This is a genomic window from uncultured Nostoc sp. (assembly GCF_964247315.1).
In the GTDB taxonomy this organism is placed as follows: Bacteria; Cyanobacteriota; Cyanobacteriia; order Cyanobacteriales; family Nostocaceae; genus Nostoc.
In genome coordinates this window covers 1-26,319 of record NZ_CAXTTT010000108.1, presented here as the reverse complement: position 1 = coordinate 26,319, position 26,319 = coordinate 1, and the positions used below count along the sequence as shown (strand labels likewise).

23 protein-coding genes and 3 pseudogenes are annotated in these 26,319 nt (G+C 40.1%); 15 read left to right on the top strand and 11 right to left on the bottom strand.

Features of this window, described 5'->3' with window-relative positions; genetic code table 11:
• Positions 1 to 294: 294 nt before the first annotated feature.
• The 5 genes from ACFE93_RS26420 to ACFE93_RS26400 all read left to right on the top strand — a co-directional run bounded on the left by ACFE93_RS26420 (position 295) and on the right by ACFE93_RS26400 (position 4,900).
• Positions 295 to 678, top strand: a complete 384-nt coding sequence (locus ACFE93_RS26420; RefSeq protein WP_375477723.1) for a hypothetical protein — start codon at positions 295 to 297, stop codon at positions 676 to 678.
• A gap of 87 nt (positions 679 to 765) precedes the next feature.
• The gene (locus ACFE93_RS26415) at positions 766 to 1,020 is read left to right on the top strand and encodes a TIGR02450 family Trp-rich protein (RefSeq protein ID WP_104906491.1); all 255 of its coding nucleotides are present in this window, start codon (positions 766 to 768) and stop codon (positions 1,018 to 1,020) included.
• Positions 1,021 to 1,629: 609 nt separating this feature from the next.
• Positions 1,630 to 2,496, top strand: a complete 867-nt coding sequence (gene bchL, locus ACFE93_RS26410; protein WP_292774821.1) for a ferredoxin:protochlorophyllide reductase (ATP-dependent) iron-sulfur ATP-binding protein — start codon at positions 1,630 to 1,632, stop codon at positions 2,494 to 2,496.
• 32 nt (positions 2,497 to 2,528) lie between these two features.
• Entirely contained in the window at positions 2,529 to 3,320 is a 792-nt protein-coding gene (locus ACFE93_RS26405; protein ID WP_375477720.1) for a DUF5331 domain-containing protein, read from the top strand.
• Between the two features lie 176 nt (positions 3,321 to 3,496).
• On the top strand, positions 3,497 to 4,900 hold the full coding sequence (locus tag ACFE93_RS26400; RefSeq protein WP_322672299.1) for a ferredoxin:protochlorophyllide reductase (ATP-dependent) subunit N: 1,404 nt from the start codon (positions 3,497 to 3,499) through the stop codon (positions 4,898 to 4,900).
• Positions 4,901 to 5,247: 347 nt separating this feature from the next.
• Here ACFE93_RS26400 and ACFE93_RS26395 read toward each other — a convergent pair whose 3' ends face one another.
• On the bottom strand, positions 5,248 to 5,391 hold the full coding sequence (locus ACFE93_RS26395) for a hypothetical protein (protein WP_375477718.1): 144 nt from the start codon (positions 5,389 to 5,391) through the stop codon (positions 5,248 to 5,250).
• A gap of 60 nt (positions 5,392 to 5,451) precedes the next feature.
• On the opposite strand from ACFE93_RS26395, the gene ACFE93_RS26390 reads away from it, so the two are divergent.
• Positions 5,452 to 5,634, top strand: coding sequence for a hypothetical protein (locus ACFE93_RS26390; protein WP_375477716.1), 183 nt, complete (start codon positions 5,452 to 5,454; stop codon positions 5,632 to 5,634).
• Between the two features lie 204 nt (positions 5,635 to 5,838).
• Here ACFE93_RS26390 and ACFE93_RS26385 read toward each other — a convergent pair whose 3' ends face one another.
• Positions 5,839 to 6,171, bottom strand: coding sequence for a XisI protein (locus tag ACFE93_RS26385; RefSeq protein WP_375477714.1), 333 nt, complete (start codon positions 6,169 to 6,171; stop codon positions 5,839 to 5,841).
• Positions 6,159 to 6,575: pseudogene (locus ACFE93_RS26380) on the bottom strand (element excision factor XisH family protein). Before ACFE93_RS26380 ends, ACFE93_RS26385 begins: the two are co-directional and overlap by 13 nt.
• A 243-nt stretch (positions 6,576 to 6,818) precedes the next feature.
• Between ACFE93_RS26380 and ACFE93_RS26375 the strand changes: the two are divergent.
• Positions 6,819 to 9,470 carry a DUF3656 domain-containing protein gene (locus ACFE93_RS26375; protein WP_375477712.1) on the top strand — a complete coding sequence of 884 codons (2,652 nt, stop codon included), beginning with the start codon at positions 6,819 to 6,821 and terminating at the stop codon, positions 9,468 to 9,470.
• Here ACFE93_RS26375 and ACFE93_RS26370 read toward each other — a convergent pair.
• Positions 9,465 to 9,777: pseudogene (locus ACFE93_RS26370) on the bottom strand (Uma2 family endonuclease); the annotation flags it as partial. The gene ACFE93_RS26375 and the pseudogene ACFE93_RS26370 overlap by 6 nt on opposite strands.
• Before the next feature lie 482 nt (positions 9,778 to 10,259).
• Here ACFE93_RS26370 and bchM point away from each other — a divergent pair.
• The 3 genes from bchM to ACFE93_RS26355 all read left to right on the top strand — a co-directional run bounded on the left by bchM (position 10,260) and on the right by ACFE93_RS26355 (position 12,402).
• A complete protein-coding gene (gene bchM / locus ACFE93_RS26365) occupies positions 10,260 to 10,946 on the top strand; it encodes a magnesium protoporphyrin IX methyltransferase (RefSeq protein ID WP_292856992.1) in 687 nt (228 codons plus the stop codon).
• A 507-nt stretch (positions 10,947 to 11,453) separates the two neighbouring features.
• On the top strand, positions 11,454 to 11,933 hold the full coding sequence (locus ACFE93_RS26360) for a hypothetical protein (protein ID WP_375477710.1): 480 nt from the start codon (positions 11,454 to 11,456) through the stop codon (positions 11,931 to 11,933).
• Between the two features lie 88 nt (positions 11,934 to 12,021).
• Positions 12,022 to 12,402 (top strand): DUF423 domain-containing protein, encoded by a 381-nt coding sequence (locus ACFE93_RS26355; RefSeq protein WP_375477727.1) that lies wholly within the window; start codon positions 12,022 to 12,024, stop codon positions 12,400 to 12,402.
• A 534-nt stretch (positions 12,403 to 12,936) separates the two neighbouring features.
• Here the strand turns inward: ACFE93_RS26355 and ACFE93_RS26350 are convergent.
• Both ACFE93_RS26350 and ACFE93_RS26345 read right to left on the bottom strand, forming a co-directional pair.
• Positions 12,937 to 13,395, bottom strand: a complete 459-nt coding sequence (locus ACFE93_RS26350) for a DNA polymerase beta superfamily protein (protein WP_375477725.1) — start codon at positions 13,393 to 13,395, stop codon at positions 12,937 to 12,939.
• Positions 13,396 to 13,415: 20 nt separating this feature from the next.
• Complete coding sequence (locus tag ACFE93_RS26345; RefSeq protein WP_375477708.1) at positions 13,416 to 13,703, bottom strand: DNA polymerase beta superfamily protein; 288 nt, start codon at positions 13,701 to 13,703, stop codon at positions 13,416 to 13,418.
• Position 13,704: 1 nt separating this feature from the next.
• Here ACFE93_RS26345 and egtC point away from each other — a divergent pair, with 1 nt between their 5' ends.
• Entirely contained in the window at positions 13,705 to 14,493 is a 789-nt protein-coding gene (egtC, locus tag ACFE93_RS26340; protein ID WP_375477706.1) for an ergothioneine biosynthesis protein EgtC, read from the top strand.
• A 335-nt stretch (positions 14,494 to 14,828) separates the two neighbouring features.
• Entirely contained in the window at positions 14,829 to 15,863 is a 1,035-nt protein-coding gene (gene egtD, locus ACFE93_RS26335) for an L-histidine N(alpha)-methyltransferase (protein ID WP_375477704.1), read from the top strand.
• Between the two features lie 192 nt (positions 15,864 to 16,055).
• On the opposite strand, the gene ACFE93_RS26330 is transcribed toward egtD, so the two are convergent.
• The 4 genes from ACFE93_RS26330 to ACFE93_RS26315 form a co-directional block, all read right to left on the bottom strand.
• The gene (locus ACFE93_RS26330; protein ID WP_375477702.1) at positions 16,056 to 16,370 is read right to left on the bottom strand and encodes a hypothetical protein; all 315 of its coding nucleotides are present in this window, start codon (positions 16,368 to 16,370) and stop codon (positions 16,056 to 16,058) included.
• A 1,008-nt stretch (positions 16,371 to 17,378) separates the two neighbouring features.
• Positions 17,379 to 19,274 (bottom strand): biosynthetic-type acetolactate synthase large subunit, encoded by a 1,896-nt coding sequence (gene ilvB / locus ACFE93_RS26325; protein ID WP_375477700.1) that lies wholly within the window; start codon positions 19,272 to 19,274, stop codon positions 17,379 to 17,381.
• 127 nt (positions 19,275 to 19,401) lie between these two features.
• Positions 19,402 to 20,664: an MFS transporter gene (locus ACFE93_RS26320; protein WP_375477698.1), complete on the bottom strand. Its 1,263-nt coding sequence runs from the start codon at positions 20,662 to 20,664 to the stop codon at positions 19,402 to 19,404.
• Between the two features lie 253 nt (positions 20,665 to 20,917).
• The gene (locus ACFE93_RS26315) at positions 20,918 to 21,511 is read right to left on the bottom strand and encodes a hypothetical protein (RefSeq protein WP_375477696.1); all 594 of its coding nucleotides are present in this window, start codon (positions 21,509 to 21,511) and stop codon (positions 20,918 to 20,920) included.
• Between the two features lie 192 nt (positions 21,512 to 21,703).
• Here ACFE93_RS26315 and ACFE93_RS26310 point away from each other — a divergent pair, with 192 nt between their 5' ends.
• The 3 genes from ACFE93_RS26310 to ACFE93_RS26300 all read left to right on the top strand — a co-directional run bounded on the left by ACFE93_RS26310 (position 21,704) and on the right by ACFE93_RS26300 (position 25,682).
• Positions 21,704 to 22,261, top strand: a complete 558-nt coding sequence (locus tag ACFE93_RS26310) for a LemA family protein (RefSeq protein WP_375477694.1) — start codon at positions 21,704 to 21,706, stop codon at positions 22,259 to 22,261.
• Positions 22,262 to 22,272: 11 nt separating this feature from the next.
• Positions 22,273 to 24,303 carry a DUF3137 domain-containing protein gene (locus tag ACFE93_RS26305; RefSeq protein WP_375477692.1) on the top strand — a complete coding sequence of 677 codons (2,031 nt, stop codon included), beginning with the start codon at positions 22,273 to 22,275 and terminating at the stop codon, positions 24,301 to 24,303.
• A gap of 266 nt (positions 24,304 to 24,569) precedes the next feature.
• Positions 24,570 to 25,682 carry a ferrochelatase gene (locus ACFE93_RS26300; RefSeq protein WP_375477690.1) on the top strand — a complete coding sequence of 371 codons (1,113 nt, stop codon included), beginning with the start codon at positions 24,570 to 24,572 and terminating at the stop codon, positions 25,680 to 25,682.
• 210 nt (positions 25,683 to 25,892) lie between these two features.
• On the opposite strand, the pseudogene ACFE93_RS26295 reads toward ACFE93_RS26300, so the two are convergent.
• Positions 25,893 to 26,319, bottom strand: a pseudogene (locus ACFE93_RS26295) (hypothetical protein); the annotation flags it as partial.

Sequence of the window (26,319 nt, the reverse complement as noted above, 5' to 3'; positions counted from 1 at the left end):
GTGTGTACACCGTACCCCCAATACATCGGGGAGGGTTGGGGAGGGGTGATTCAAGGATTTTTGCAAGAGGTCTAAGGTTTGAACTCACCGGAGGCGATTGTTAGGTTGCTGGCGACAGCTATTGATTGCAACCCTTCAAGAAATTGGAAAGGTATATTGCCGAAGCTGTCTGAACATCAGCACAAATTTAAATGCGTATACCAAGGCATGACGTATTAAAGTTGTTCTACCTTGCCTCTACCATTCTCCTCTTGCCCCCACACAGAGTTACCATAATTCCAGGTCGCCTAGTGAATGCTGAAAATGATTGACCCCTACGACTTTGAAGATGATGACTTTGACTTTGAGGATGAAGATTTCTTGAAAATAAAACCCATCAGCCAAATGAGTGAAGGGGAAAAGCTACAGCGATTTAAACGGTTCTTCGATAGTAGTAGCCGTGCTATTTTGCAAGACTGTCTATTTCGTATCATCAATTATGAAAATGGTACGGGCACGTTAGAAATTCTTTGCCCTAATGAAGTCGTAAGACAACGTCTTTCTAAGAAAAAGCGCAAAATTACCAACAACATCAACACCTGCTGGAGTCATATCAGATGGTTTTCGCTATGTGTCCAGCAAGATAGTGAGTTGCATTGCCAGAAGTTTACCCGTAATGGCGATTTGGTGACATTTTAGTAGGGATTGGGTACTGGGGATTGGGGATAAAGAAAGTGTTTTCCAATGCCCAATGACAAATGAAAAATGACAAATGACTAATAACAAATGACTAAAAAACAAAAATTTCCTTACCTAGTTGGTTCTAAATGGACAGCACAGCAAAAAATCGATGGCTGGCGGCACTTCCAAGTTGTCAATCGCAAAAATCAGGCTAAGTGGGTTTATGCCGAAATGGTTGCTGCTTGCGATCCGAAAGTCCGTTTTTGGATAAATGCCAAATTATTACAAGATAACTCCCAGTGGCAAGCTGGCTGGCAAACATTACAGCAAATCCACGGACTTGAAACTGAAGTGTCCTAATTAGCTTTGTTGACTCGTTCCCAGCCTCTGACTGGGAATACCCATTAGTGGGCTGCCGCCTGATTATTTTGTAAATTAATAATTTTTTACAAAATCACACTAACTTACTCTCAAGCAGCAATTAAACGGTCTTGGCTACCGTCTGAAAACTGGCAATTTATCTGCGATACCTTCGGTGAGCTACGCTAACGCAAATTCCAGTAATATTTCCAGCATCAGGCTGCATATACCTCTCTTTCCCCTTGACCCTGCGCCCCAATGCCTTGAAAACACGTTGTCTGACCATCAACTAATTTTATGAAAAGCATTCAAAAAAGCCGATTTCAGCTTTTTGTATTTTGTAACTATTTTTATAAAAATAAGTAATAAAAATTTTTTATCGACTATTTTTAGAGCTTTAAAAGTCTTTAAGGTTCATAAAAACCCAAATAGACACAATTAAGCTTTAATTCATCCGATAAAACCGTTTTACAAATTAAGAGCCACTTTCTTTTCTATGTAATTTGCCCAATAATGACATCAACAGACCTCACGCATCGCCATCTCAGGAAAGGTGAAGGCAAATGTTTGAGCCACAAGTTTGACAAAAAGCTATAAGAGGGAACAACAGTGAAACTAGCAGTCTACGGAAAAGGTGGTATCGGTAAATCCACAACTAGCTGTAATATATCCGTCGCCCTAGCTAAACGTGGCAAAAAAGTGCTGCAAATTGGTTGCGACCCCAAACATGACAGTACCTTTACCCTGACTGGGTTTTTGATTCCGACAATTATCGACACCCTCCAAGAAAAGGATTATCACTACGAAGATGTCTGGCCGGAAGATGTGATTTATAAAGGCTACGGCGGTGTGGATTGCGTAGAAGCTGGTGGCCCACCTGCGGGTGCTGGATGCGGTGGCTACGTAGTCGGTGAAACCGTGAAATTACTTAAAGAACTCAACGCCTTTGATGAATACGATGTAATTCTCTTTGACGTTCTGGGTGACGTAGTTTGCGGTGGTTTTGCAGCACCACTCAACTATGCAGATTACTGCCTGATTGTTACAGACAACGGCTTTGATGCATTGTTTGCGGCTAATCGCATTGCTGCTTCAGTCCGCGAAAAAGCAAGAACTCACCCACTGCGTCTAGCTGGGTTAATTGGCAATCGCACCTCCAAACGCGACTTGATTGAAAAATATATAGAAGCAGTGCCCATGCCAGTTCTAGAAGTTTTACCTTTGATTGAAGATATCCGTGTTTCCCGTGTTAAGGGTAAGACATTGTTTGAAATGGCAGAGCAAGATCCTTCCCTAGACTACGTTTGCGATTACTATCTCAACATTGCTGACCAAATTTTGGCGCGTCCCGAAGGTGTTGTACCTAATGACTCACCAGATCGGGAATTGTTCTCTTTGTTATCTGATTTTTATCTAAATCCGGGTAAACCCCAGGTTCCTAATTCAGAAGAGGAACTAGACTTGATGATTGTATAAATCACCAAGTTCTCAGGATGGGGGACAATAACATGGCATTCTTTCACAGCTTTACGGATTCAATAAAGCAAAAGTGGTTGCAATTTTTCCAGAATAATCGAGACTGGATTACCCTGCACATGGAAGTGGAATCGGTCTACACCCCTGATGGCGGGAAGCGACCACCTTCTTACCTCATCCTGGGAGTTCTTAACGCCCTAGAGCCAAAGCTAGCGCAGTTAATGTTACCCTTTGCCAAACTCAATCCTGACGCCGATACCCTAATTGAGGTGCTGGATTTGCATTTTGACCCAGATTTAGCTCTCGGTAATCGCTTCGTCGTCAACCCAGAAGTAGAGAAATACGTAGAAGAAGCAGCAGATGTCATTGACGAAAAGCCTGAAGATGAAACATTGACACATGCTCATACAAATGGCTTTGCGTCGGTGGCGGTAGTTGAAGAGTTCGCAATGGTGGATTCTGAGGATGAAAACCTGGGAATCAGCGAGTTAGAGGAAACGGAAAATGGCTTTGGTGATATTTCCTTAACCAATGGACACGATTCAAAAAATGAATCTCTTAAAACCTCTAGTTTAGAAGCAGATGAGTTTGGGGAAATTGCCTTCGATTCAACAGCTGCTATGGAAGTAAAGCTTGATGAAGACGAAGAAGAAGCGCTTGGAGATACGCTAGATGAGAATGCGTTTAAAGACGTGTTATCAGATGTCTGGGGTGATGAAACAGCTTTACAAAAGGCTGAAGAAAATAACGATTTTTTGGGGGAAGAACTGCCAGCAGGCGTTTTTGATGAATCAGAAATTGCCCGTCTCTTCCCCAACGCTTAATTATTGCCGTTCTTCGCAATTTTAAGTTTTAGATTTGGGGTTTTGGATGAGGAATTAGGGAAATTGTCGTTAGACAGAGGATACTTTTGTTGTCCCAGCCTTCAATCCCAAATTATCAATCTAAAATTTGAAATTGGTTGATCTGCCATTAAATATCAAGGGGAGAAAAAACCAAAATGACTGTCGCTCAACAACCAGAAGCCTTAAACTTTGAATGTGAAACTGGAAATTACCATACCTTTTGCCCAATTAGCTGCGTGGCGTGGTTATACCAAAAAATTGAAGATAGCTTCTTTTTGGTGATTGGGACAAAAACTTGTGGCTACTTCCTGCAAAATGCGATGGGGGTGATGATTTTTGCTGAACCCCGCTATGCAATGGCAGAGTTGGAAGAGGGTGATATTTCGGCACAACTGAATGATTATGAAGAGTTAAAGCGGTTGTGCTTGCAGATTAAACGCGATCGCAATCCTAGTGTAATTGTCTGGATTGGCACTTGCACTACCGAAATTATTAAAACCGATTTGGAAGGTTTAGCACCAAAACTGGAATCCGAAATCGGTATTCCCATTGTTGTAGCGCGGGCAAATGGTCTAGATTACGCCTTCACCCAAGGGGAAGATACCGTATTAGCAGCAATGGCTAATCGTTGTCCTGATAAGGCTCCGGTGGCGGAAACAGAGAAAAGTGAACGCAATGCGATCGCTAAATTGCTCAACTTTGGTAAGAAAAAAGAAGATGTCGCCCAAGATGAATCTGAGTACGTAGATCATCCACCCTTAGTTCTCTTTGGCTCGCTTCCTGACCCCGTGGTTACTCAGTTAACCTTAGAACTGAAGAAGCAAGGCATCAAAGTTTCCGGCTGGCTACCTGCAAAGCGCTTCACTGAACTGCCAGTACTGGAAGAAGGGTATTATGTCGCTGGTGTCAACCCCTTCCTCAGTCGCACAGCTACCACCTTAATGCGCCGCCGCAAATGTAAACTCATTGGCGCACCCTTCCCCATTGGCCCCGACGGTACCCGCGCTTGGATTGAGAAAATCTGCTCGGTATTTGGTATTACTCCCAAGGGTTTGGATGAACGGGAAGCACAAATTTGGGCAGGGTTAGAAGATTATGTGAAACTAATTCGCGGTAAGTCTGTATTCTTCATGGGTGATAATTTGCTAGAAATCTCTCAAGCAAGATTCTTAATCCGTTGTGGGATGACAGTTCACGAAATCGGCATTCCCTACATGGATAAGCGCTATCAAGCTGCTGAGTTGGCATTGCTGGAGAAAACCTGCCAGGAAATGAATTCACCTCTGCCAAGAATTGTGGAGAAGCCGGATAATTATAATCAACTTCAGCGAATTTATGAGTTGAAACCAGATTTGGTAATTACTGGTATGGCTCACGCTAACCCATTGGAAGCACGCGGTATTAATACTAAGTGGTCTGTGGAGTTTACTTTTGCTCAAATTCACGGCTTTACGAATGCACGTGACATATTAGAGTTGGTGACTCGTCCGTTACGTCGGAATAATAATTTGAAAGATTTGGGTTGGGATAAGTTGGTGAGAGAAGAAGCGAAGATTTAGATTTGGGTTCGGATTCAGCAACAGCATAATACTATGTTAGGGGCGAACTTTTAGGTTCGTCCTTTTTTTACGTAGACGCGCAGCGGCTTGCCATTATCCATGAATAGAGGGAGAGGGGCTTGACAAAAGGACGCCATTAACGTCGCACTAAGTATTTAGCTAAGTATCTTTTTTTACTTACATTATTAAAAGAGCAGTTAACAGCGATCGCTTGCTGTTAATTAACTGCCGCTTTTTGATCAATGTATACAGTTAGTTGCAGCATACTAGCACTATTGTATAAATCTACCAATTTCCTAACTGCGCTGCTGGCTCGGCGCTTTCCTTATCTGACTATCTTTTCATATTTAAAGACTTAATTCATTACCTTTGCCTTGGCTTGCTTTACTCAGTATTGCCAATTTGAGTTGTGGTTTATGCAATAACATAGCGATCGCTCTTTTTAACGAACCGCCAAGACGCCAAGAAAAAAAGCGATCGCTCAAATTCATCTCACTCAGATACAGTTACAATAGGGTGGGAAAGATGCGAAAGATTTCGTACAAGTCATTATGCTAGTTGAACCACCATCTGAAGAAGACAAAACTACCTATCTTCTAAAATCAGAGACGAACAAAAAACATCGAATCAAAGCTTTAGAAAATGTAAAAAAAGGTAACTTAGTTTTTGTTAATTTAGATGAATATGAAAAAATTGTCTTTGAACCACATACTTATAAAATTGAAGAAGATTGATTATTTGGACTTGCAAATATCATTATGAGCAATAAAGGTTATTGAGGCTGGGATATTATTTTAGTTAAAGCGATCACTCTTTTTTAACCAGAAGATGCACAGCGATCGCAGATACAATCATAAGGAAAAGACAAGCTCGTAGAAAATGGCTGAAATTGTCAATAATCTTAAAATTAGCTGTTGAACGCGGCTTGAAACTAGCCTTTAATTAATAGCAAAATCTGTATATTTACGCACAGAGGGTAATTGAAAACCTAAAACAATATCTTCTTTTGGAACACCTAATTCAACCAATTCATTAGCAATTCCTACCTCTGTTCCATCTTGCTGAATCCAGATTTTTTCGTCAATAATATCTACATGGAGAACAGGGCCATATATGCGGTTTTGATCGCGCCAACCTACATAAACTAATTGATAACGATCGTGTTCTGTATCAAAAATAGTCTGTGCTTGAATGCGATTATCCCAAACAGTACTAGCGTGCTGTTGAAGCAAATTTTTAATATATTGTCGATATTCCTCTAGCTTTGCCATTGTGCGATCGCCTCATGTTCAAGATTATAAATTAGTAAACAGAACTGATTACTTTGAATTACAGATTGGATAAATGGAAGGATAAAAAACTCATTGTAAACAGTACTAGGAACCGCTAAATATAAAGTACGATTGGCTTCTTGTTTTTGTAAAGCAATTCCCTAAATGATAAATTGTCCTAATGCAGCATAAAGTTCTGTGATTTTTGACGGACTTAGAAAACTTTTAATTTCAACAGCTATTTTTTGTCCTTGTTTTTCGGCTGCAATAACTTTTTCTGCTCCTAAATCAACATATAATTCAAGGGTTTCTGCCTGGAGAGCATAAGGATCGTGAGTGATTAACCAGCCATCTTTCTCAAGTGCTGTTTTAACAACTATATGAAAAGCATCTTTAGCAGACACAGGTTTAATTCCAATTTATGGCGGTGTTTGATTTAAGAATTTCCATTTTTTTAATACATTGACGACCTAGCGAAACTTTTTTTTAACTAAATTTAATATAGTTCTGTTTCTTCTCGCCTGTCTACTTACTTTAGATGCAGAAAAGAAGAGGATTGAATGAATCGTAGATGAGAGAGCGATCGCCCCATCCTCCAATAACTTCGATAAAATCACTATGGTGCTAGTTAACCCTCCCTAAATCTAATGAAAAGCGATATCTCCGATGGGCTACGCCTACGCTCCCCTTTCCAACCTTCCCTTCAACGTCCCGAACTACTCGCGCCAGCAGGTAATTGGGACTGTGCTAAAGCTGCTGTGGAAAATGGGGCAGATGCGATTTACTTCGGTTTGGATCGGTTTAACGCTAGAATGCGCGCACAAAATTTTACTGAGGCGGACTTACCCCAATTGATGACATTCCTGCACCGTCGGGGCGTAAAGGGTTATGTCACTGTCAACACCCTAATATTTCCCAAAGAACTAGCAGAAGCACAGCAATATCTCCGCACAATTATTGCAGCAGGTGTGGATGCGGTAATTGTTCAAGATATTGGTATATGCCGTCTCATCCGTCACCTTTCCCCCGATTTTCCCATCCATGCTTCTACGCAAATGACCATCACCAGTGCGGCTGGGGTGAAATTTGCCAAGTCTCTTGGCTGTCAATTGGTGGTGTTGGCGCGTGAATGTTCTCTCAAAGAAATCAATAAAATTCAGCAGCAGATTGCCCAACAGAAAACCTCCCTGCCCTTGGAAGTTTTTGTTCACGGTGCTTTATGCGTGGCGTATTCCGGTCAGTGTTTGACTAGTGAGGCTTTAGGTGGACGTTCTGCTAACCGAGGTGAATGTGCCCAAGCTTGCCGGATGCCCTACGATTTAATCGCCGATGGGGAAGTTGTGAATTTAAAAGAACGCAAATATTTACTCAGTCCTCAAGACCTAGCAGGGTTAGATGTTCTGCCAGATTTGGTGAAATCAGGAGTAACCTGTCTCAAGATTGAAGGTCGCCTGAAAGCTCCAGAGTATGTTGCTAATGTCACCCGTGTTTATCGGCAAGCTTTGGATAGTGTAATGACGGAATTGGAAAGACCTAACCCCTTAACTCCTTTGCCTACAAGGGAAGGGGGGAGAGGTCAATTAGACCAAGAACACTACAACCTAGAAATGGCATTTTCTCGCGGACTTTACACGGGCTGGTTTGGCGGGATTAATAATCAGGAACTAGTTCACGCCCGCTTTGGTAAAAAACGTGGGGTTTATTTAGGTGAAGTTACCCGCATTCATAACGAACAGGTAATAGTGAAACTGGAAGCGCCTGTAAAACCGGGAGATGGAATAGTATTTGACTGCGGTCATCCAGAGGCTAAAGAAGAAGGCGGCCGAGTTTATGGGGTGGTTTCCAAAGGTAAGGAAAGTGCGCTGACCTTTGGTAGAAATGACCTGAACTTACGCCGAGTGCATATAGGCGATCGCATTTGGAAAACCAGCGATCCAGAACTCGATAAGCAACTGCGTCAGAGTTTTGCTGGCGAGAACCCACAATTTCAACGTCCCATTGATATGGAAATTTATGGAGAAGTTGGTCAGCCACTGATTGCGATCGCCCGCGATCGACTCGGTAATATTGTCCAAGTAGAGTCTGCAATTTCTCTAGTGGAAGCGCACACCAAACCCTTGGATACAGACCGTTTACAAGAACAATTCGGTCGTCTCGGTAACACACCTTTTTGTTTGGGAACGCTAACCAACCACCTCAGCGGTGCTATTATGCTACCCGTCAGTGAATTGAACCGGATGCGGCGGGAAATCGTTACACAGTTAGAAGAATTGCGGAGTCAACCAAAACGCTGGCAATTACGTTCTGATGTCTCTTTCCAAAACTTACTCCCCTCCTCATTACCCTCATCTCCTACCCTGCGGGAAGCTAAAGCTACATCTCCTTCACTCATCGTCCTAGTACGAAATCTCAAGCAACTCCAAGCAGCACTCCAAGCGGAAATCCAAACACTTTACTGCGAATTTGAAGACCCCCGCACTTATCGAGAAGCGGTGCAAATGGTGCGCCAGCAACAGCAAAAAAACAAAGCAGACAATTCCTCACTTTTAACTGATAACTCAGCACTCCTAACTCCTAACTCCCCACTCCCCACTATCTGGGTTGCACCTCCCCGAATTACCAAGCCTGGAGAAAATTGGATTTTGCAGCAAGTACGTGCTTGTGAAGCAGATGGCTATCTGATACGGAACTATGACCAATTGCAATTCTTTGCAGCAGACCGTTGTATCGGAGATTTTTCTCTCAACGTTGCTAATCCTTTAACAGCAGACTACTTTCAGCAACACTTTGATTTAGAACGGCTGACAGCATCTTATGACCTGAATATTACCCAACTACAAGACCTGCTCACCAGTTGTCCACCCCAGTGGTTTGAGGTGACAATCCATCAGCATATACCGATGTTTCACATGGAGCATTGTGTTTTTTGTGCCTTTCTCTCGACGGGTACAGATTACACCAACTGTGGACGACCTTGTGAAAAGCAGGAAGTGAAATTGCGCGATCGCGTTGGTAGCGAACACGTCCTCAAAGCAGATGTAGGTTGCCGAAATACTGTATTTAACGGCATTGCTCAAACCGGAGCCGAATACGTACAGCGTCTCATAGAACTGGGATTACGTCACTTTCGCATCGAATTTGTGAATGAAACACCAGAGCAAGTGAGTAAAACAATACATTTTTATAGTCAATTATTGCAAGGTGAGATTACAGGTTCCCAACTCTGGCGCGAGTTGAAGTTGCAAAATCAACTGGGCGTAACTCGTGGGCCTATGGGAGTGTCTGCATTGCGGTCATAATTGATTTTCTGAACGCCCAGCTTGAAAAATCTGTTCGGCAGTTAAGTTTAATTCTGGGAATGTAGGCGATACGATGCGTTCCCCAAAGGGGTTGCCGCAGGCATCGCTTCCCCGAAACAGGTTAACTTGATATTCACCATCCACCAAATAATAAACCGAAATAGTCGGTTGTTTGGGATTACCTATGTACCTTCGTACCGCCCAAAGCTAAATAGTCAACAATCCAGTATTCAGGAACGCCAAAAGTTTCGTAGTCAACCAACTTGGATGCATAATCATCCCTCCAATTAGCACTGACAACTTCAATAGACTTCTTGCATATCAGTAGTAGGGGGGTGTCACCTAATTAGGACTTACGCACACTCTATGAATACTTGGCGCTCTTGGCGTCTTGGCGGTTCGATAAATTAAACTTTTTAGCAATTTTTGCGTAAGTCCTGCTATGAAAGCTGCTGGAATCAAAGAGGCAAGCATTGCCCATTCTGCGTCACTGAGGTCAGTACCCGGATTTCTCACAAGACTTGAAAAAATAGGGGTCACAAACTGCCAAAATGTATATTTTAAAAGGATTTCAGCAGTTTTAAGTATGATCCCCAATAAAACCGATTGTATACCGTAATAGCTTTTTTACCATCCTTCGGACTTTTCAAACAACCTCTGAGTTACTCTATGTACGTAAGTATCCTTGCTTATCGGCGAACTATCATCTGGAAAAATCTGAAAGACCGCTCTTATGGGTTCCTATCAATGATAATTTTAAGCATTGGGAACCCCTAAAAATCGAAGTTTATGAACGCAGCCGACGACAAAACGATTGTTCGCGAGTATTTCAATTCCACAGGGTTTGACCGTTGGAAGCGAATCTACGGCGATGGCGAAGTCAACAAAGTCCAATTAGACATCCGCAATGGACACCAGCAAACTGTGGATACAGTTCTCGGTTGGCTAAAGGCTGATAACAATTTACCACAGCTATCAATCTGTGATGCTGGGTGTGGTGTCGGTAGTCTCAGCATTCCCCTGGCAGTAGATGGTACCAAAGTCTATGCCACCGATATTTCCGAAAAAATGGTAAAAGAAGGCAGGGATAGAGCAAAGCAAACTTTGGGAAATGCCGAAAATCCCACTTTTGCTGTGCAAGATTTGGAATCATTGAATGGTAGCTACCATACCGTTATTTGCCTAGATGTTCTCATCCATTACCCTCAAGAAAAAGCCGATGAGATGATATCTCACCTCTGTTCTTTGGCACAGTCGCGGATAATTCTCAGTTTTGCGCCGAAGACCTGCGCCTTGAGTATACTCAAGAAAATTGGTAGTTTCTTTCCTGGGCCAAGTAAAGCCACTCGTGCATATTTGCATCGTGAGGCTGATGTGGTGAAAATCTTGGAAAGTAATGGCTTTTCATTGCAACGACGGGCAATGACGAAGACTCGCTTCTATTTTTCTCGCCTACTGGAAGCTACACGCAATTAAGGTTAAAATCGCAGCAAAGGTATAATAAACATCTTGCTGCGATTTGACAATCTCAAACCTGAGATATGGTAGATATTGCCGTTGGCATCAAGCTTGATTTTTTCTCTAAATAATCGTTGTTCCGCTGTGCATAATCATACATTCTTACAAACTAAGCGATCGCAGCTGCTCCCAAGAGAATAGTGAAAGCAAATAACCGCATTTACCTTTTATTCAGATAAAACTTCTTCTTTGAAGCTTCAACAAAGGATATCAAACTTCTGGGGATGCTGACTGCAAAGGTTTTATAGGTGTATTTAATTTCTTGTTTATCTAGTTTCTCTAATTTTCTAATTTCATACCATAACGGGTGAGTTGTATTAGCCAACCCTAGACTAATTAAGCAATGTAGGCAAAAAAGCCTTGTGCAAAAGCTAAAAAACTGTTATTGGGAGTAAATTGATATATTGGAACCTTTACGAAAGTAAGGTTAAAATCGCAAACAAAGTGTAAATCTGAAGTGAAACTATGAAGACTGCTGAAAAATTAGCTGCCGGTTGGCTATTGACACTCGGATTCATGTTTGTAACTCTATCAGCAACAGCGGCATTAGAAAAATTTGCTACACGTAAAGCCATTATAATACCCACGAGTGAGTATGAGTTTGATGCACCGAATGCTACTTATGAAGATAATAATGCTGCTGCTGGTGGTCTAATTTTTGGTGTCCCTACCCTAACACTAGGCACGTGGTTAGCATTGGGATTGTACCGTCAAAGTCGGCAGGAGAAAAAGGCGATTAATCAACAAGTTAGCGATCGCCTGCAATCGATTTTTTATGAGATGCTACAAGAAAATCACGGGCGCGTAACTGTTTTAGGTTTTGCCATGCAGTCACAACTACCCGCAGCCCACGCTAGACAATATTTAGATCAAAAAGCTAAAGAATTCAATGCAAACTTTAAGGTGAACGAAGAAGGGGCTGTATCATATCATTTTGATGTCTAATTGTCATTAGTCATTTGTCCTTTGTCATTTGTTATTTGTTATTCATTAATGACTAATGACTACAATACCCAACTTACGGCTAGGTCTAATGACGCAGATTTTTTTGAGCGTAGCTGCCATTTTAGGCGGTTTGTCAGTTGCTGCTGGTGCTTTTGCTTCCCATGCCTTGCGGGAAAAGATTAGTGAGCGATCGCTAGAAATTTTTGAAACTGGCGCTCGTTACCAAATGTATCATGCTCTAGCACTTTTCTTAGTAGCAATCCTAATTAGTCGTACCGAGTCTCCTCAACCTACTCTTATCGCCAGTGGATGGCTGTTTCTCATTGGCATTGCTATTTTCTCAGGTAGTTTGTACGCCCTTAGCTTAACAGGTATCAAATCCTTGGGAGCGATCGCCCCACTAGGCGGTGCAGCTTTTCTTGCTGGTTGGGGTGCTTTAGCTTTTGCTGCTTGGAATTTGAAGTTGTAAAAAAGTTAGGAGTTAGGAGTTAAAAACTCTTAACTCCATTTTTTATAAGCTCATTTACCTAATTGTTACAACATATATTATAAAAATATGTTATAGTATATTTAGCATTTTAATCCACAAACAGTGCAAACTATCAACTCAATTTCTTCCTTTTTAAGTAGGGAAAGTTACTCTTATAATATATGTACAAAAACTAATAAATTAACAAAAATATTGTATAAAAAATAAGATTAACCAATTACTAAATCATAATTTGAACTATGGGCGGAGTTTGTAATCATTTTACCTATTAAAACACAAATAAACTAGTACCGTTATTTAGAGGTAACACAGAATTTCAAATTCCTAAATTCATATTTTTAAAAAATCTAGTACTGAGGAGTTTAAAGCCAATACGCTTGGGTTAAGCCTAAAAACTAAAACTGGCGTAGGTTGGGCTGAGGAACGAAACCTAACATTATCAAAGCTTTGTTGGGTAACGCTTACGCTCAACCCAACCTACTATTCTTCTTAACCCAAGCGTATTGAGTTAAATTATAATTTATAGCTCCTTGTTCTCAGGTGTATTAACAAATTATCCAACGCGGCATTAGCTGAAGGTGATTCAGGTAATAGGCTAGATTGATATGCCTCCTGTAATTTATTACGCAGACGTTCATATTCTCTTTGATGAAAATCTACATTAATATTTGATAATACAGATTTTTCTGTACCTGCTAATTTTTGGGCAATTAAATCAGGAATATATGGTAAATTAAAAACCTCATTGATCTTAATTAAATTAGACTCAATCTCGCCTGTTTGCATCAGATAAATACCAGTTAATAAAACTCGATAAACATAAAGTAATGGTTTAATCTGATGTGTATTTTCCTTTTCAAACAGTTTCCATTGTGTTCTGGCGAAACCCATATAATGGTAACTATGATGACGAGTAATGCAATTTTTGGTAATAACTTTCAATTCCTCATGTTCAGGTGAGGTTGTTAATATTAAAGGAGAATATAATTGCTCTAATACATAACCATTCTATTCTTTTTAAGTAGCATCAAAAAGAATTTTTTGACATCATGAGTTACTAAATAAATTTCTAAAGATTCGCGAACTTCTGAAATTTCAATAGTTTCATTTTTAGTCTGTAATCCCACTACTTCTTGAACTGGTAAAACATGCACACCCCGCAAGTCATAATCAGAATCAGGTGAAGGAAAACCATACAAGTGGGAACCACTGATGATAGTGAATAAAAGCGAGTAAGGCTGTTGCCTAATAATTGTATTAATAGAAGTTGGAATATTCATAATGTGCCGTTTACTTGCTTACCTCGGTTTGCCTATTTCTTTAGAACATCTTCTGTATAAACCAGAACACTCACTCATAGTCCAGAGTTATCAACCCCGCGAAATGATTTCTGGAGTGGTAAATGCAGATGGTTTTGGTGTAGGTTGGTATCATAGTCAAAAAGATACTAATCCTTTTATCTACAAAAATACCCTACCTATTTGGAATGATATAAACCTACCCAGTCTCAGCCGTTACGTTGAATCAAAGTGTGTTCTTGCTTATGTCCGCAGTGCTACACCAGAACAAGCCGTAGATTTTGCTAATTGTCAACCTTTTAACCATCAACAACAGTTATTTATTCACAATGGACGAATCGAGAATTTCCGCAAAACATTACAGAGAAAAATCCGCAGCACTTTAACCCAAGAATTTTACGAAGAAATTAATGGCAGTACTGACTCAGAACACATTTTTGCATTGTTACTTTCGCAAAGTCAAATTAATAAACATCGACCTCCAGAGTATGCTTTACGCACTACATTATTAACGCTTTTAGAGATGGCAAAACGCTATCAAGTAGAAGCCTCACTTAATGTAATCTTTAGTGACGGACATCGCCTGATAGCTTCTCGTTTTGCTACCACTTCACCGCCTCCATCTCTTTACTGGATAAGAGACGATCCAACTTTCCCACAATCTGTAATTCTTGCGTCTGAACCTCTATTTATAGGTAATTGGATTGCTTGCCCAGAAAATAGCATCATTAGTGTGGGAGCAGACTGTGAGATCCAAATTGAGCAAATCTAGTGTGAAAGAGGCTATTTCTCAAGTCTTTGATAAATTTCGCTCGAAAACTTTTGCGCTATTTCAGGATATGCACGAAGCCACATTCTCTAGTCAACCTTATTCTGACTTAATCTGCTGTTGGCTGATATTACCTGTATCAAATCTTTATCGCTGCTAGAACATAGCACTTAGGTGCTTACTTGCTATTATTCTAAGGGGAAAATGTCGAAAAATAACTTTAAAGCTTGAGCTATGTTGCTCAAGCATGATTTTATTAGCTATGGCTATGTGTTTCACTGATTGGGGTAAAGGTCTGCTATCAAAGTAACCTATTACGCCGAGCAAACGGAGGTTTCATGTCGATATCTAAAGCTGTTAACAACAAGGTTACTTCTCAAAGCAACGTTGAAAAACGCTTGCAGATAGAGCGTTTGATAGGAGCAACTCAAATATTTGCACCTAGTGCTGGGAATGATGTAGTGAAGGGATTAACTCAAACACCTAAATCTCTACCCCCTTGTTACTTTTATGATGACCGTGGTTCCCATTTGTTTGAGCAAATCTGTGATTTACCAGAATATTATCTTACACGCACAGAAACAAAGATTTTACAACAGTATGCTGGTGAAATTGCTAAGATAACTGGCGTTTGTGAATTGGTAGAACTTGGCAGTGGTAGTTCTAGTAAAACCCGCATTTTACTAGATGCCTACCAGCAACTAAGCTATCCTCTGCATTACCTACCAATTGATGTAAGTGCAGGTATGTTAGAAAGTAGTGCCAAGCAGTTATTAGAAGATTATCCTTTACTCCAAGTTTATGCACTAGCGGGAACCTATGAATTAGCCCTTGCAAAACTCCTACCGACGCAATTACCCAGTCGAATGATTTGTTTTATTGGTAGCAGTTTAGGTAATCTTACCCCTGATGAGTGTGATGTGTTCTTCTCTCAAATTACCAATGCTCTACAAGTAGGTGAGTATTTTTTATTGGGGATAGATTTACGAAAGCCAAAAGAGATTTTGGAACCAGCTTATAACGACAGCCAGGGAGTGACAGCTGCATTTAACCTTAATATGCTGGAACATTTAAATCAGCGGTTTGAGGGTAACTTTGACACAACCCAGTTTGAACACCGAGCATTTTACAATGAAAGCGAGCATCAAATAGAAATGCATTTATGCAGCCTGCGATCACAAATTGTAGAATTACGCGCTCTTAATCTTAAGGTTAATTTTGCACTAGGTGAGACTATCCTCACTGAAATTTCCCGCAAATTTGACCTTAATAATATCAAACAGCAACTAACTGCACAAGGTTTATTACCCGTTCATGTGTGGAGAGATCCAAATCAATGGTTTGGCTTAATCCTCTGTCAGCTGCAAGCATAAAGCAAATCAGAGTATGACTCACATATATAGCGGTTCTCAGTTAAGTCCAATATATATCAAACAAAAACAGCCTTTCTCTACAAGCATTAGGAAGTAACACTTAAAGCCTCTCTCCTAAAAGGAGAGAGGTTAAAACGTATAAATGGAAATTTTGATTAACTCTAGCAAGTAAACTAAATGTTTACTCGTTAATTATTGCTGCATCAAAGGTGTGGCAAAAATTCTGCTGAATATAGGAACCCGTGGACGAGGCTTATTTGCTGTTATATTGGCATTAGTAGCAGAAGAGTTATTAGTTGCCTCAGAAAGGAGAGGTGGTTTGCTATTAGTAGAATTACCAAAATCACTCAATTGGGTAGCCGAAGGTGAGCTTGAAGATATGGAAGTAACATTCTCAGGATTTTGACTGTTGGTTTTTACCGGAGTTTGAGCTTGAGATGGAGTAACTAAGAAAGTTGAACTTGTTCCTAATACCAGTACGAGCAAATGAGAAATATATTGTTGCATAGAGATTAATCAAATGGGTTGATAAATATTCAAAGCTTAAAGAAGTTGTGTTTGTTCTCAGCTATAAATAAAACTGCAATTTTCCCATAGAAATCATGACGCTGTTCTCCAAGAAAACTTGAGCACAGCGATTTCCCGATGAACAGACTATTAATGCTTAGTACATTAATTCGCTAACAACAATCTAACTTCCCTCAATTAAGAAGAAGCTAAACTCTTTTTTGTAAAAAGAAAGAGAGCAGTTATTTTAAGACTACTGAATCTGCCTGAAAGAGAGTTAGCAAATAGGTACACCTGGAATAATTGACGTTTTTTAATCAACTAAGCCAGCACAACTATTAATATTTTATTTATATTTAACTTTTTAAGAAAAGAGGAATGTTACTGAACTTTTAAAAAAACTGATTTATATAAAATCAACTCTAACTCGCATATTTAACTAGCGAAAGCAAAAAGTATATGAATTTTTAATAAAACTTAAGTTTGATGAAGTAATTTTCAGAATATACAGCAGATTGCAACTTCTTTATGAGAGCCTACGCCAGTACAGATAATCGTAGGGAACATGGCTGTGTCCCTACCCGTGTACTTAATTTACCTGAAATACGCTGTATCAGCTTGTGTACAGGTTTTAGCTGGCTTACGGTTGGACAAAAATTTGATTACACAGCTTTTTAGAGAAAAAATTATGTAATAATCTGTGATTTAACAAGACATTCTGCAAAACGGAGAAGAACGAGGAAAGAAACAGGAGGCGCTATAAAATCGTGGCGAATTGAGGGTTGAAATTTAAACGCAAAGGGGCGCAGAGGTAAGCGCAAAGGTACGCAGAGAATTCGCTACGAATTAATGAAATGTTGTACTTAGGAAATATCTTTTTACCTCAACCTAATCAAGAAGATTAAGCGATGCCTACGCAAGCGGAAAGGGGGCAGGAATTAGGGGGATAGCATCTTTCTCCCGTTCTTCTTGCTCCCCTACCTCTCTAGTCTAAATTATCAAAAAGCGTTAGAGCTTTGTGCCACACTCAGCACAAAAATTGTGGGTGGGAGCATTTTTGGCATTGCAGTGGCTACAATACACTGGCTCGGTTGCCGCTTTCGGTGCTTGCTTCTGTAAGCCGACCATTTGAGCGTTGCTCTTACCAGGGGCTACCATTGGATAGCAGTTTTCGTCTCTGGTGACGTGGACATTTAAGATGACTGGCCCTTTGTGTGCGAGCATTTCGGCGATCGCATCTTTTAATTGACTGCGATCGCTGATTATCATCCCTTTAATGCCATAAGCTTTTGCCAATAACTCTACGTCTGGCATCCCTACTTCCATGTCGGAGCATGAGTAACGCTCACCATAGAAGGCTTGCTGCCACTGGCGCACCATCCCTTGCCAGCCGTTGTTGATAATTATTGTCTTGACATTTATTCCATACTGTGCAATTGTTCCTAGTTCCTGCAAACACATTTGGAAACTAGCATCACCACTAATACAGATGACTTCTTCATCAGGAAACGCCACTTTCGCGCCCATTGCCGCAGGTAGGCCAAAACCCATCGTTCCCAAACCAGCGCTAGAAATCCAGCGCCTTGGGCCATTCTTGAGGAATTGTGCTGCCCACATTTGATGTTGTCCAACATCTGTGGTATAGAAAGCGTTGGGTGCTTGGCTATTAACTTCTACAATTACTTCTTGGGGTGAAATGCTGTCGGAATGCTGCGGCACTATCAGAGGATACTCATCGCGCCAACGGTTAACTAGATTCAGCCACTCTTGGTTTTGATTTGGTGTAGCCTTAATCCCTGCTTCTTTGCAGCGATGCAACAAGTCTACTAACACGTTTTGCACATCGCCGACAATGGGCACTTCGGGAATGCGGTTTTTGCCGACTTCTGCCGGATCGATATCGATGTGAATTACTTTGGCGCGGGAGGCGAATTCGTCTAACTTGCCTGTCACGCGATCGTCAAATCTAGCGCCGACGCAAATCAGCAAGTCACAATCACTAACGGCAAAGTTAGCGTAAGCAGTGCCGTGCATCCCCAACATTCCCAAAGCGAGGGGATGATGTTCGTCAAATGCACCGATCCCCATTAAGGTTGTGGTGACAGGGATATCGAATAATTCAGCTAGTTGTTTGATTTCTTCATGGGCACCAGCTGCGATCGCACCACCACCCACATACAATAGCGGACGGCGACTTTCAGTAATCAACTGGATCGCGGCATGAATTTGCCGAGGATTTCCCTTTACAGTGGGACGATAACCGCGTAGCTTTACTGAACCTGGTTTTACAGGTACATAGTCAAATTCTTCTAAAGCTACATCTTTGGGGACATCAATTAAAACTGGCCCCGGACGCCCAGTGCTAGCGATGTGGAAGGCTTCGGCGACAATTCGCGCCATATCTTTGGGGTCGCGCACCACATAGGAATGCTTGACGATCGGTAGCGTAATCCCGTAAATATCGGTTTCTTGAAACGCATCTGTACCAATCGACGGACGTGCTACCTGTCCCGTAACCACAATCATCGGGATTGAATCCATGTAGGCTGTAGCAATGCCTGTCACTAAGTTAGTTGCTCCTGGGCCAGAAGTACCAAAGCATACTCCTACTTTGCCTGTGGCACGGGCATAACCATCAGCGGCGTGGGCTGCGCCTTGCTCGTGTCTCACGAGAATGTGCTTCATAGCACCAGTTGCTTCCACCTTATATAGGTCGTCGTAAATTGGTAAGATTGCCCCACCAGGATAACCAAAAATATAATCAACGCCGTGGCGAAGAAGGCTGTCAAGTAGAGCAAAACCGCCAGATGCACGTTTGGGGACGACTGGTAGGCTAGAAGCACGAGACTGTTTGTGATTCTCGGTTTGTGGGAGACTAATTGGGGAAAGCGATCGCACGGTCAAACCTCAGACTATAGCTAAAGTTAATGCTGAATTCTGTAGTTAAGATTTCATTTTAATTGAAAACCTCAATCAAAATCTTATTAATTTTTATATTAAATATAAAGCTAGATTTATTAGCTTACATTAGTTAAATTACGTCTTGCAAGACTTTGCGGGTATTTTGCCAAGCCCAAACACCGACAACTACCACAACAACACTCATTGCTACAAGCACAATTCGCAAGCCAAGAGCATCAGTTAAGGGCCCAGTGATCGCCAGGGGTAACGCCAAAGCGATGTTGACAGCATGATTTTGAAAGCCAAATACTTTACCGTGCATGTTAGGTGGTGTTTGCTGTTGAATTAAAGTTTGCATCGGGACACCAATTAAGGCAGCACCTACACCCAAAAATGCACAGAGTCCTAGCGCCAGCAATAAGTTGTGCGTAAAAGTGAATACCCCTAAAACTAGTGCCATCATCAAAAATCCAATTAAAGGTAGAGGTTTGCGATGCAATTTCTCACCCCAGTTACCTAAAATTGCCGCACCAAATACCATACCCACTCCTGCTGCTGCCAAGAAAAAGCCAAACTGTTTTTCTTTTAGACCAAACTCCTCGGCTAATCGAATCGTCAGCACCGTTAAGGCTGCAAACACGCAATATAAAGTTGTCAGTTGCAGCATGGCGTTTAATATCAAAGGATTTTTTTTGAGATAGCGTAGGCTCTCGGTGAATTCAGCCCAAAGGTGATTTGATACCCGATGTTCCTTTGGTTGTTTGGATTCTTTAAACTTTATCGGCTGCATAATTGCAGCTGATAATATGTATAGTCCACCAACCACAAACTCTTGACCGTATTCTTCTCCCATCCAGCTTTTCGCCAAACTCAAAATCGGCTCTCCTATTGCAAAGCCAACAATTAAAGCTCCCATCATCGTGCTGCTAAACAGCGCATTGGCTGCCAACAAATTCTCTCGCTTCACCAATAAGGGAATGGATGCTTGCTCGGCTGGTGCAAAAAACTGCGTTACTGTGGAAATGGCAAAAGTCAGAATTAACAAAATCAGGAACTGTCGTGGCAATAAGGGAAGACACAGCGTCAATATTCCCCGCACAATATCTGAGCCAACCATAATCAGCTTTTTTGGCAAGCGGTCAACAAAGATACCACCGGCAGAGCCGAACAAAATTGCTGGGATTGTAAACGACAGCATCAAGGTTGAGTACATCGAGTTTCGTGCCAACCCTGGAAGCGGTGGGTAGTTCTCCAGCAGAGCAATCAGCAAAACGAAGAAGACCTTATCTGCTAACTGGGACAGCAATTGCCCAATCCACAGGAGCATAAAACCACGGTTTTTTAGCAGTGCGCCAAAGCCATTATTAACAGCGGCAGGTTCAGTTGGAAACATTAGATACTTTCTTTGGGTAGATGGGGCATGGGGCATGGAGCATGGGGCATGGATAGGGAATAAGGGATAGGGGATAGTTTTTCTGGATCAGAAAGAAAAAGGTACAGAGCAAGTAAATTTATTTATGAGGTTCTTACTTTTGACTTTTGGCTTTTAACTTTTGACTTCCCCCAAAGGGTTGACTATCTCCTGTCACCTGTTCCCTTCATCACTCCTCACTCCTAACTCCTGTTTACTTACTCCATTGTCCGGATTAATTTGCTTCATAGCGTTTTAACAGCATAAGCAAAAATTCAGCTGCTGTCAGACGACCTTTGGGTGGAATAATCTCAATGGACGAATCTACCCAACAACCTTGTACAGTTTGGGGAGATTTCCAAATGGACAAATGATCAACTGCTGGCTCTGCATAGAAATTATTTTGCCCACTACCTAGCAAACATGAACTCCAATGGGTGAAATAATCATGACTCATCCGATGAATAGGAAAATTTCCTTGTAGTGGTACTCCCCATCCATCTATAGCAATAAACGCTTTGACACGACCACCCAAGAGTTGCCACAAATGTGCCGCCCCTATTGCCCCAACTACGCCAGCACTAAAGCTAATAAATATAATTGGTGATTCTAGAGAATCGGTCAAGCGATACCTGCGGTGAGCTACGCTAACGCGCAAAAACTGCAAGATGTGCAAGGCTGATAAAACCAAAACGTCTTTACCCGGATAAACCAGTATGTTTGCGGGATTGTGTGCGATCGCGCTATTACCGACTAAATCTAACAATCTTACTCTAAAGCTTTCAGTTAACGCTGGCTCATGAATTCCAGGGCAAACAATTATATTCATCTTTAACATTACCTTTGATTTTTTTACTCTTCCGATATACAGAGCTTTCTCAAAAATCAAGTAATAGTCTTATATATTACCTTATTTTTACTGAAAAGATTATAGCCTTTTCACAGATTTTCCGAAATAATACTATTTTAAAAAACATTAATTTAGATTACAAACAATCTTAAGATTAACCTAATTAGTCAAATGTTTATTTTTATAATTAGCTTTTTAACTTTAATTTTCATTATTTTTATTGTTATATATAATAGTTTAATTAAGAAAAACAATCAAGTTAAGAATGCATTTTCTACTGTTGATGTAATTCTGCAAAAAAGAAGCGATTTGATACCTATACTTGTTACCTTAGCTCAAATATATATGCAATTTGAGCAAAAAACATTAATAGAAATTAGCAGGCTCAGAAGTAGAGCAACTTCAAAAAACTTAAGCGACAATAGCCGAGTTGCTGTAGAAGACCAAATTTCGAGAATGTTAAGCAAAATTATAGTAATAGTTGAAGCATATCCCGAATTAAAAACAAACGACCATTTTATCAAATTACAATATTCCTTAAGTGAAGTAGAAGAACAACTTTCTGCCGCTAGAAGATTTTATAACTCTGCCGTAACTGAATATAATAACGCCGTAGAAATGTTTCCAACAAATATTATAGCTTCGTGGATGAAATATCAATTAAAATTGCAGTTTCAAGCTAATCTACAAGCAAGAAGCAGCGTAATTATTGAAATCAATCATAAGTAAACTTAAAAAATATGTCCAAAACAAATCCTACACCAAATCAAGAATTATTAAATGGGATAGCTAAACTATTAGAATACAAAAATCACAATTTAGCACTTCAGGGGTTGGAAAAATTTTTTCAAAATAATCCAGAACCTAATACAAAAGAATACTTATATGCACGAGTATTGCTTTTAGACGCATACCTCTACAATGGACGCTTTGATAAGGCAATTAACTTATGCCAAGAATTGAGCAATAGTAAACATCAAACGACTCAGATATTAGCACAATACTATCTTGCCGAAATATTTTCAGAAGCTAAACCTACAGCACAAAAATTATCACTCAATTCAACTAAAAGTTCACTTACGCCTGCACAGGCAACTGAACTGATAAACACTGGGTATGAAGCTATTACTAAAAAACGTTATCAAAAAGCAATCCAAGCATTAAAGATTTTTTGTCAAGCTGCTTCTCCGGCTACGAAACACTATTTGCTAGCACATAAATGGCTGATAAAAGCATATCAAGAAAATGGGCAAATTAATCAAGCGATCACTCTTTGTCAGCAACTTCTGATTAATGAAGACGAAGCAACGAGAAAATGGGCAAGGCAGCTTTTATTTACAGAGCTATTTACAGATAATATTGATGTGTCTGCGACTGCATCAAACTCCAAGGAATCAGAAGTTAAGCTACAACCACCAAGCGAAACCTTGTCAGAAGAACCCAAACCAGTTATTGAAAAATTTACACCAAAAACATTAAAAGAATTCAAAATATTTTGTCAGAAAAATTTATTGAGCGAATTAAAAGTATTTGAATATCGTAGGAAACAAGCTTTATTATCTATTATTACTATTCATCTCCTTTTTTTATTTGTTTTAATTATAACGTTCAAGTTTCTCTCCATGATATCTTTTGATATCAAAGATTATGTTTATATTGAAGAACCTTCATTGTTTGAAAGCCATTCTACACCAATAGTCGTAGTATTTATATATGTACTTATAACTTTTCTTTTTTCATTTTTCAAATATTTATTAAGCTTCTTATTGTTTCTTGGGATTTGGATATTTTTTTACTCAACAGTTTTTCAAGGCTTTTCCGCAGGTTTTACATACAAAATATCTGAAAAAATATTTACTTTTGTAAATCAAAATAAGAATTTCAACTATCTTAGTTCTTGCTCAAAAGAAGATACTGAAAACAATATCAGTTCTTTTAAACATAGCCAACTGTTTAAAGGACTTCTCAATCCAAATAATATTGGACATGATGTTTATATTTATGGTAAAATCAATGGTTTTGATATCTGCTTCTCGAATATTCGTGCAGAATTAGAATTAAAACATGATTGGACTAATTTTTTAGATATTATATTTTTTATGAGTAGGAGATATGAAACAATAATTCAATCTCACATAGTTTACATATTTATATTTTCAATTTTACGTGTTATATCATTGTTTATTTTGATTTTACCATTTACATTTAGTGCTTTAACATTCAGATTTGCAAAAATAATTCCATATATAATTAATCATATTTTGCGCGGCAGAAAAATTGAATATAAAAAATTTGAATCTGAAGTTTTAAAAAACCAATTTACCCGAACAAGTACAATCTTTAAAGGATTATTTTTTAAAGCTAAGTTTAGCAAAAATCTGCAAACTGTTACAATTGTTCAACCAAAAGTTATTAACGCTAATATTCATGCTCTTAATCATGCTAAAAAACAGCTAATTAAATTAGAAGATCCAGAATTTGCTAAATTTTTCACTGTTTATGGTGATGACCAAATAGAAGCACGCTATGTCTTATCTACTAGTTTAATGGATAAAATAGTTAACTTTCGCAAGAAAACCAATAGAAATATTTATATTTCCTTTGTTGATGACATGATATATATAGCCATTGAAGAAGCAGTAGAAAATAATATATTTGATCCTAATCTATATAAAAGTGTGTTGAGCTTTGCACCTTTAAGAGAATATTTTGAAACTCTTAACTTGATGTTGGAAATTGTTGAAGACTTAAATCTGGATAAACGCATTTAGCAAAAACCTGCACCAAATTAATTTCACTGAAAACGCGGCTTTTTGGTATCTTAAGCACTTTCGCTATTCCAGCAACATAGTAGATGCTGCATTGGTTCAATGCCCAATGCCCTACGTAAGTTTTGTATGTCTTTTGATGTATTATCTTGATTTTCCCACCTATCCTATCCCCCTGGATGGGATAATAAGTTATAAGTGGGGAAAATGTACAAACTATTCCCTAACTTTATATCTCTCTGCACTCTGGTTATATTGAGGAACTAATTGTGGTTGCCACGCCGGAAAAAGTACAACACACCCACGAGCATCTATCAGGTAAAGACCGTGTAGCCGTATTGCTTATGGGCTACGGCGAAGTCGAAAGCTACGAAGATTTCGCCAACTATAACGAACAGGCTTTAAATTTACTGACAGCAAAATTCGCACCAGTACCAACCTGGATTTATCCCCCTCTGGCAAAGCTTTTGGCGCTATTTGACCGCCATGAGTGGGGACACACACACCACGATTTTATTTCCCCACACAATGCCATCTTTGAACAGCAACGGGCTGGTATCGAGAAGAATTTACAAGAAAAATGGGGCGATAAGGTTCAAGTTTTCAAGGCTTTCAACTTCTGCGCTCCTTTTCTACCCAATCAAGTCTTAGCAGAAATCAAAAACCAAGGGTTCGAGAAGCTGCTAATTTACCCACTGCTGGTTGTTGATTCTATCTTTACTAGTGGGATTGCGATCGAGCAAGTTAACAATGCTCTAGTTGAGTTGACTGATGGTGAAGAACACTGGGTTAAAGCACAGCGCTACATTCCTTCTTTCTTCAACGAACCAGCCTATATCGATTTAATGGCTCATCTGGTTGAAGAGAAAATTGCTGAGTTAGCCGCAGCTTATCTACCTTCTCAAATCGGTATTGTGCTAATGAACCACGGCTGTCCCCATAAAGCTAAAGGCTTTACTTCTGGGATTGCTGAAAGTGAAGCAATGTACGATTTAGTTCGGGATAAGTTAATTAACCGCTATCCTTTAATCTCAGTGGGTTGGCTCAACCATGACACACCCTTGATTGATTGGACACAGCCAAACGCCGAGCAAGCTGCAAATAACCTGATTCAATTGGGTGCAAAAGTAGTGATCTTTATGCCAATTGGCTTTGCTACAGAAAATCACGAAACTCTATTGGATGTACACCATATCATCCATGCTTTGGAAAAACACAATCCTGGTACGAACTACGTGCAAATGGCTTGTGTCAACGACCATCCAGAATTTTTGGCTATGGCAGCCCAATGGGCTAACGATCATATTGCACAGCTGTTGTCAGACCAAACTTTGGCAGTTAATCCCCAACTAGCTGGGCATCACCACCACCACCATCATTAAGTTTTGTAGAGTAGGCAAAGCTTTGCCCACCTTACATTTATGGTGTATTGAGTTGACACTCCCACGCTTTGAAGCGTGGGATTTTTGCTCTAAAACTGCGCTTTCTCTTTACGTCGCTTAGGTCTTATATCTTCATATCGCACCGTTGCAGACGCCTCCTCAAGCTTAAATTTCCGTCTGCCCCACGCTAGTAACATATAATTATTTTTTTTAATACTGCTGTAGTAACAATCGTTCATCAGTATCCAACGCTGCTAGGGGATTTTCTGTGTCTATCCATGAAACCTGTGCTTCTAGCATGTCACAACAAGAGCGGACTAAATGCAAACCGGCATCTAATGGAAGTTGAGCAGTTGTCTGTGTAAACTCTTGCAATATCCCAGCTTCTATCGTCTGATAGCGATCGAGGTGTTTGCTCAGTTTTGCTAGAAAATTTGCTCCTTCGCCACCCTCTGCGCTGGCAAACTGCAAAATTGAATCGACGTAAGCCTTAACTTTGGGATTTTTAACTCCCTCTGTAGCTGAGGTATAAAGCAGTTCACCATTTAGATATTCAAAATCTGGTACATACAGACTAGAGCCAACTATAGCGGTTCTCAGTTGGGTGAAATATAGTAACAGCAGTGGGTAAACCATC

Coding starts and splice junctions, on each gene's coding strand:
- ACFE93_RS26420 (WP_375477723.1), top strand. CDS start 295: ATGCTGAAAATGATTGACCCCTACGACTTTGAAGATGATGACTTTGAC.
- ACFE93_RS26415 (WP_104906491.1), top strand. CDS start 766: ATGACTAAAAAACAAAAATTTCCTTACCTAGTTGGTTCTAAATGGACA.
- ACFE93_RS26405 (WP_375477720.1), top strand. CDS start 2,529: ATGGCATTCTTTCACAGCTTTACGGATTCAATAAAGCAAAAGTGGTTG.
- ACFE93_RS26400 (WP_322672299.1), top strand. CDS start 3,497: ATGACTGTCGCTCAACAACCAGAAGCCTTAAACTTTGAATGTGAAACT.
- ACFE93_RS26395 (WP_375477718.1), bottom strand. CDS start 5,391: ATGAATTTGAGCGATCGCTTTTTTTCTTGGCGTCTTGGCGGTTCGTTA.
- ACFE93_RS26390 (WP_375477716.1), top strand. CDS start 5,452: ATGCTAGTTGAACCACCATCTGAAGAAGACAAAACTACCTATCTTCTA.
- ACFE93_RS26385 (WP_375477714.1), bottom strand. CDS start 6,171: ATGGCAAAGCTAGAGGAATATCGACAATATATTAAAAATTTGCTTCAA.
- ACFE93_RS26375 (WP_375477712.1), top strand. CDS start 6,819: ATGAAAAGCGATATCTCCGATGGGCTACGCCTACGCTCCCCTTTCCAA.
- bchM (WP_292856992.1), top strand. CDS start 10,260: ATGAACGCAGCCGACGACAAAACGATTGTTCGCGAGTATTTCAATTCC.
- ACFE93_RS26360 (WP_375477710.1), top strand. CDS start 11,454: ATGAAGACTGCTGAAAAATTAGCTGCCGGTTGGCTATTGACACTCGGA.
- ACFE93_RS26355 (WP_375477727.1), top strand. CDS start 12,022: ATGACGCAGATTTTTTTGAGCGTAGCTGCCATTTTAGGCGGTTTGTCA.
- ACFE93_RS26345 (WP_375477708.1), bottom strand. CDS start 13,703: ATGAATATTCCAACTTCTATTAATACAATTATTAGGCAACAGCCTTAC.
- egtC (WP_375477706.1), top strand. CDS start 13,705: ATGTGCCGTTTACTTGCTTACCTCGGTTTGCCTATTTCTTTAGAACAT.
- egtD (WP_375477704.1), top strand. CDS start 14,829: ATGTCGATATCTAAAGCTGTTAACAACAAGGTTACTTCTCAAAGCAAC.
- ACFE93_RS26330 (WP_375477702.1), bottom strand. CDS start 16,370: ATGCAACAATATATTTCTCATTTGCTCGTACTGGTATTAGGAACAAGT.
- ACFE93_RS26320 (WP_375477698.1), bottom strand. CDS start 20,664: ATGTTTCCAACTGAACCTGCCGCTGTTAATAATGGCTTTGGCGCACTG.
- ACFE93_RS26315 (WP_375477696.1), bottom strand. CDS start 21,511: ATGAATATAATTGTTTGCCCTGGAATTCATGAGCCAGCGTTAACTGAA.
- ACFE93_RS26310 (WP_375477694.1), top strand. CDS start 21,704: ATGTTTATTTTTATAATTAGCTTTTTAACTTTAATTTTCATTATTTTT.
- ACFE93_RS26305 (WP_375477692.1), top strand. CDS start 22,273: ATGTCCAAAACAAATCCTACACCAAATCAAGAATTATTAAATGGGATA.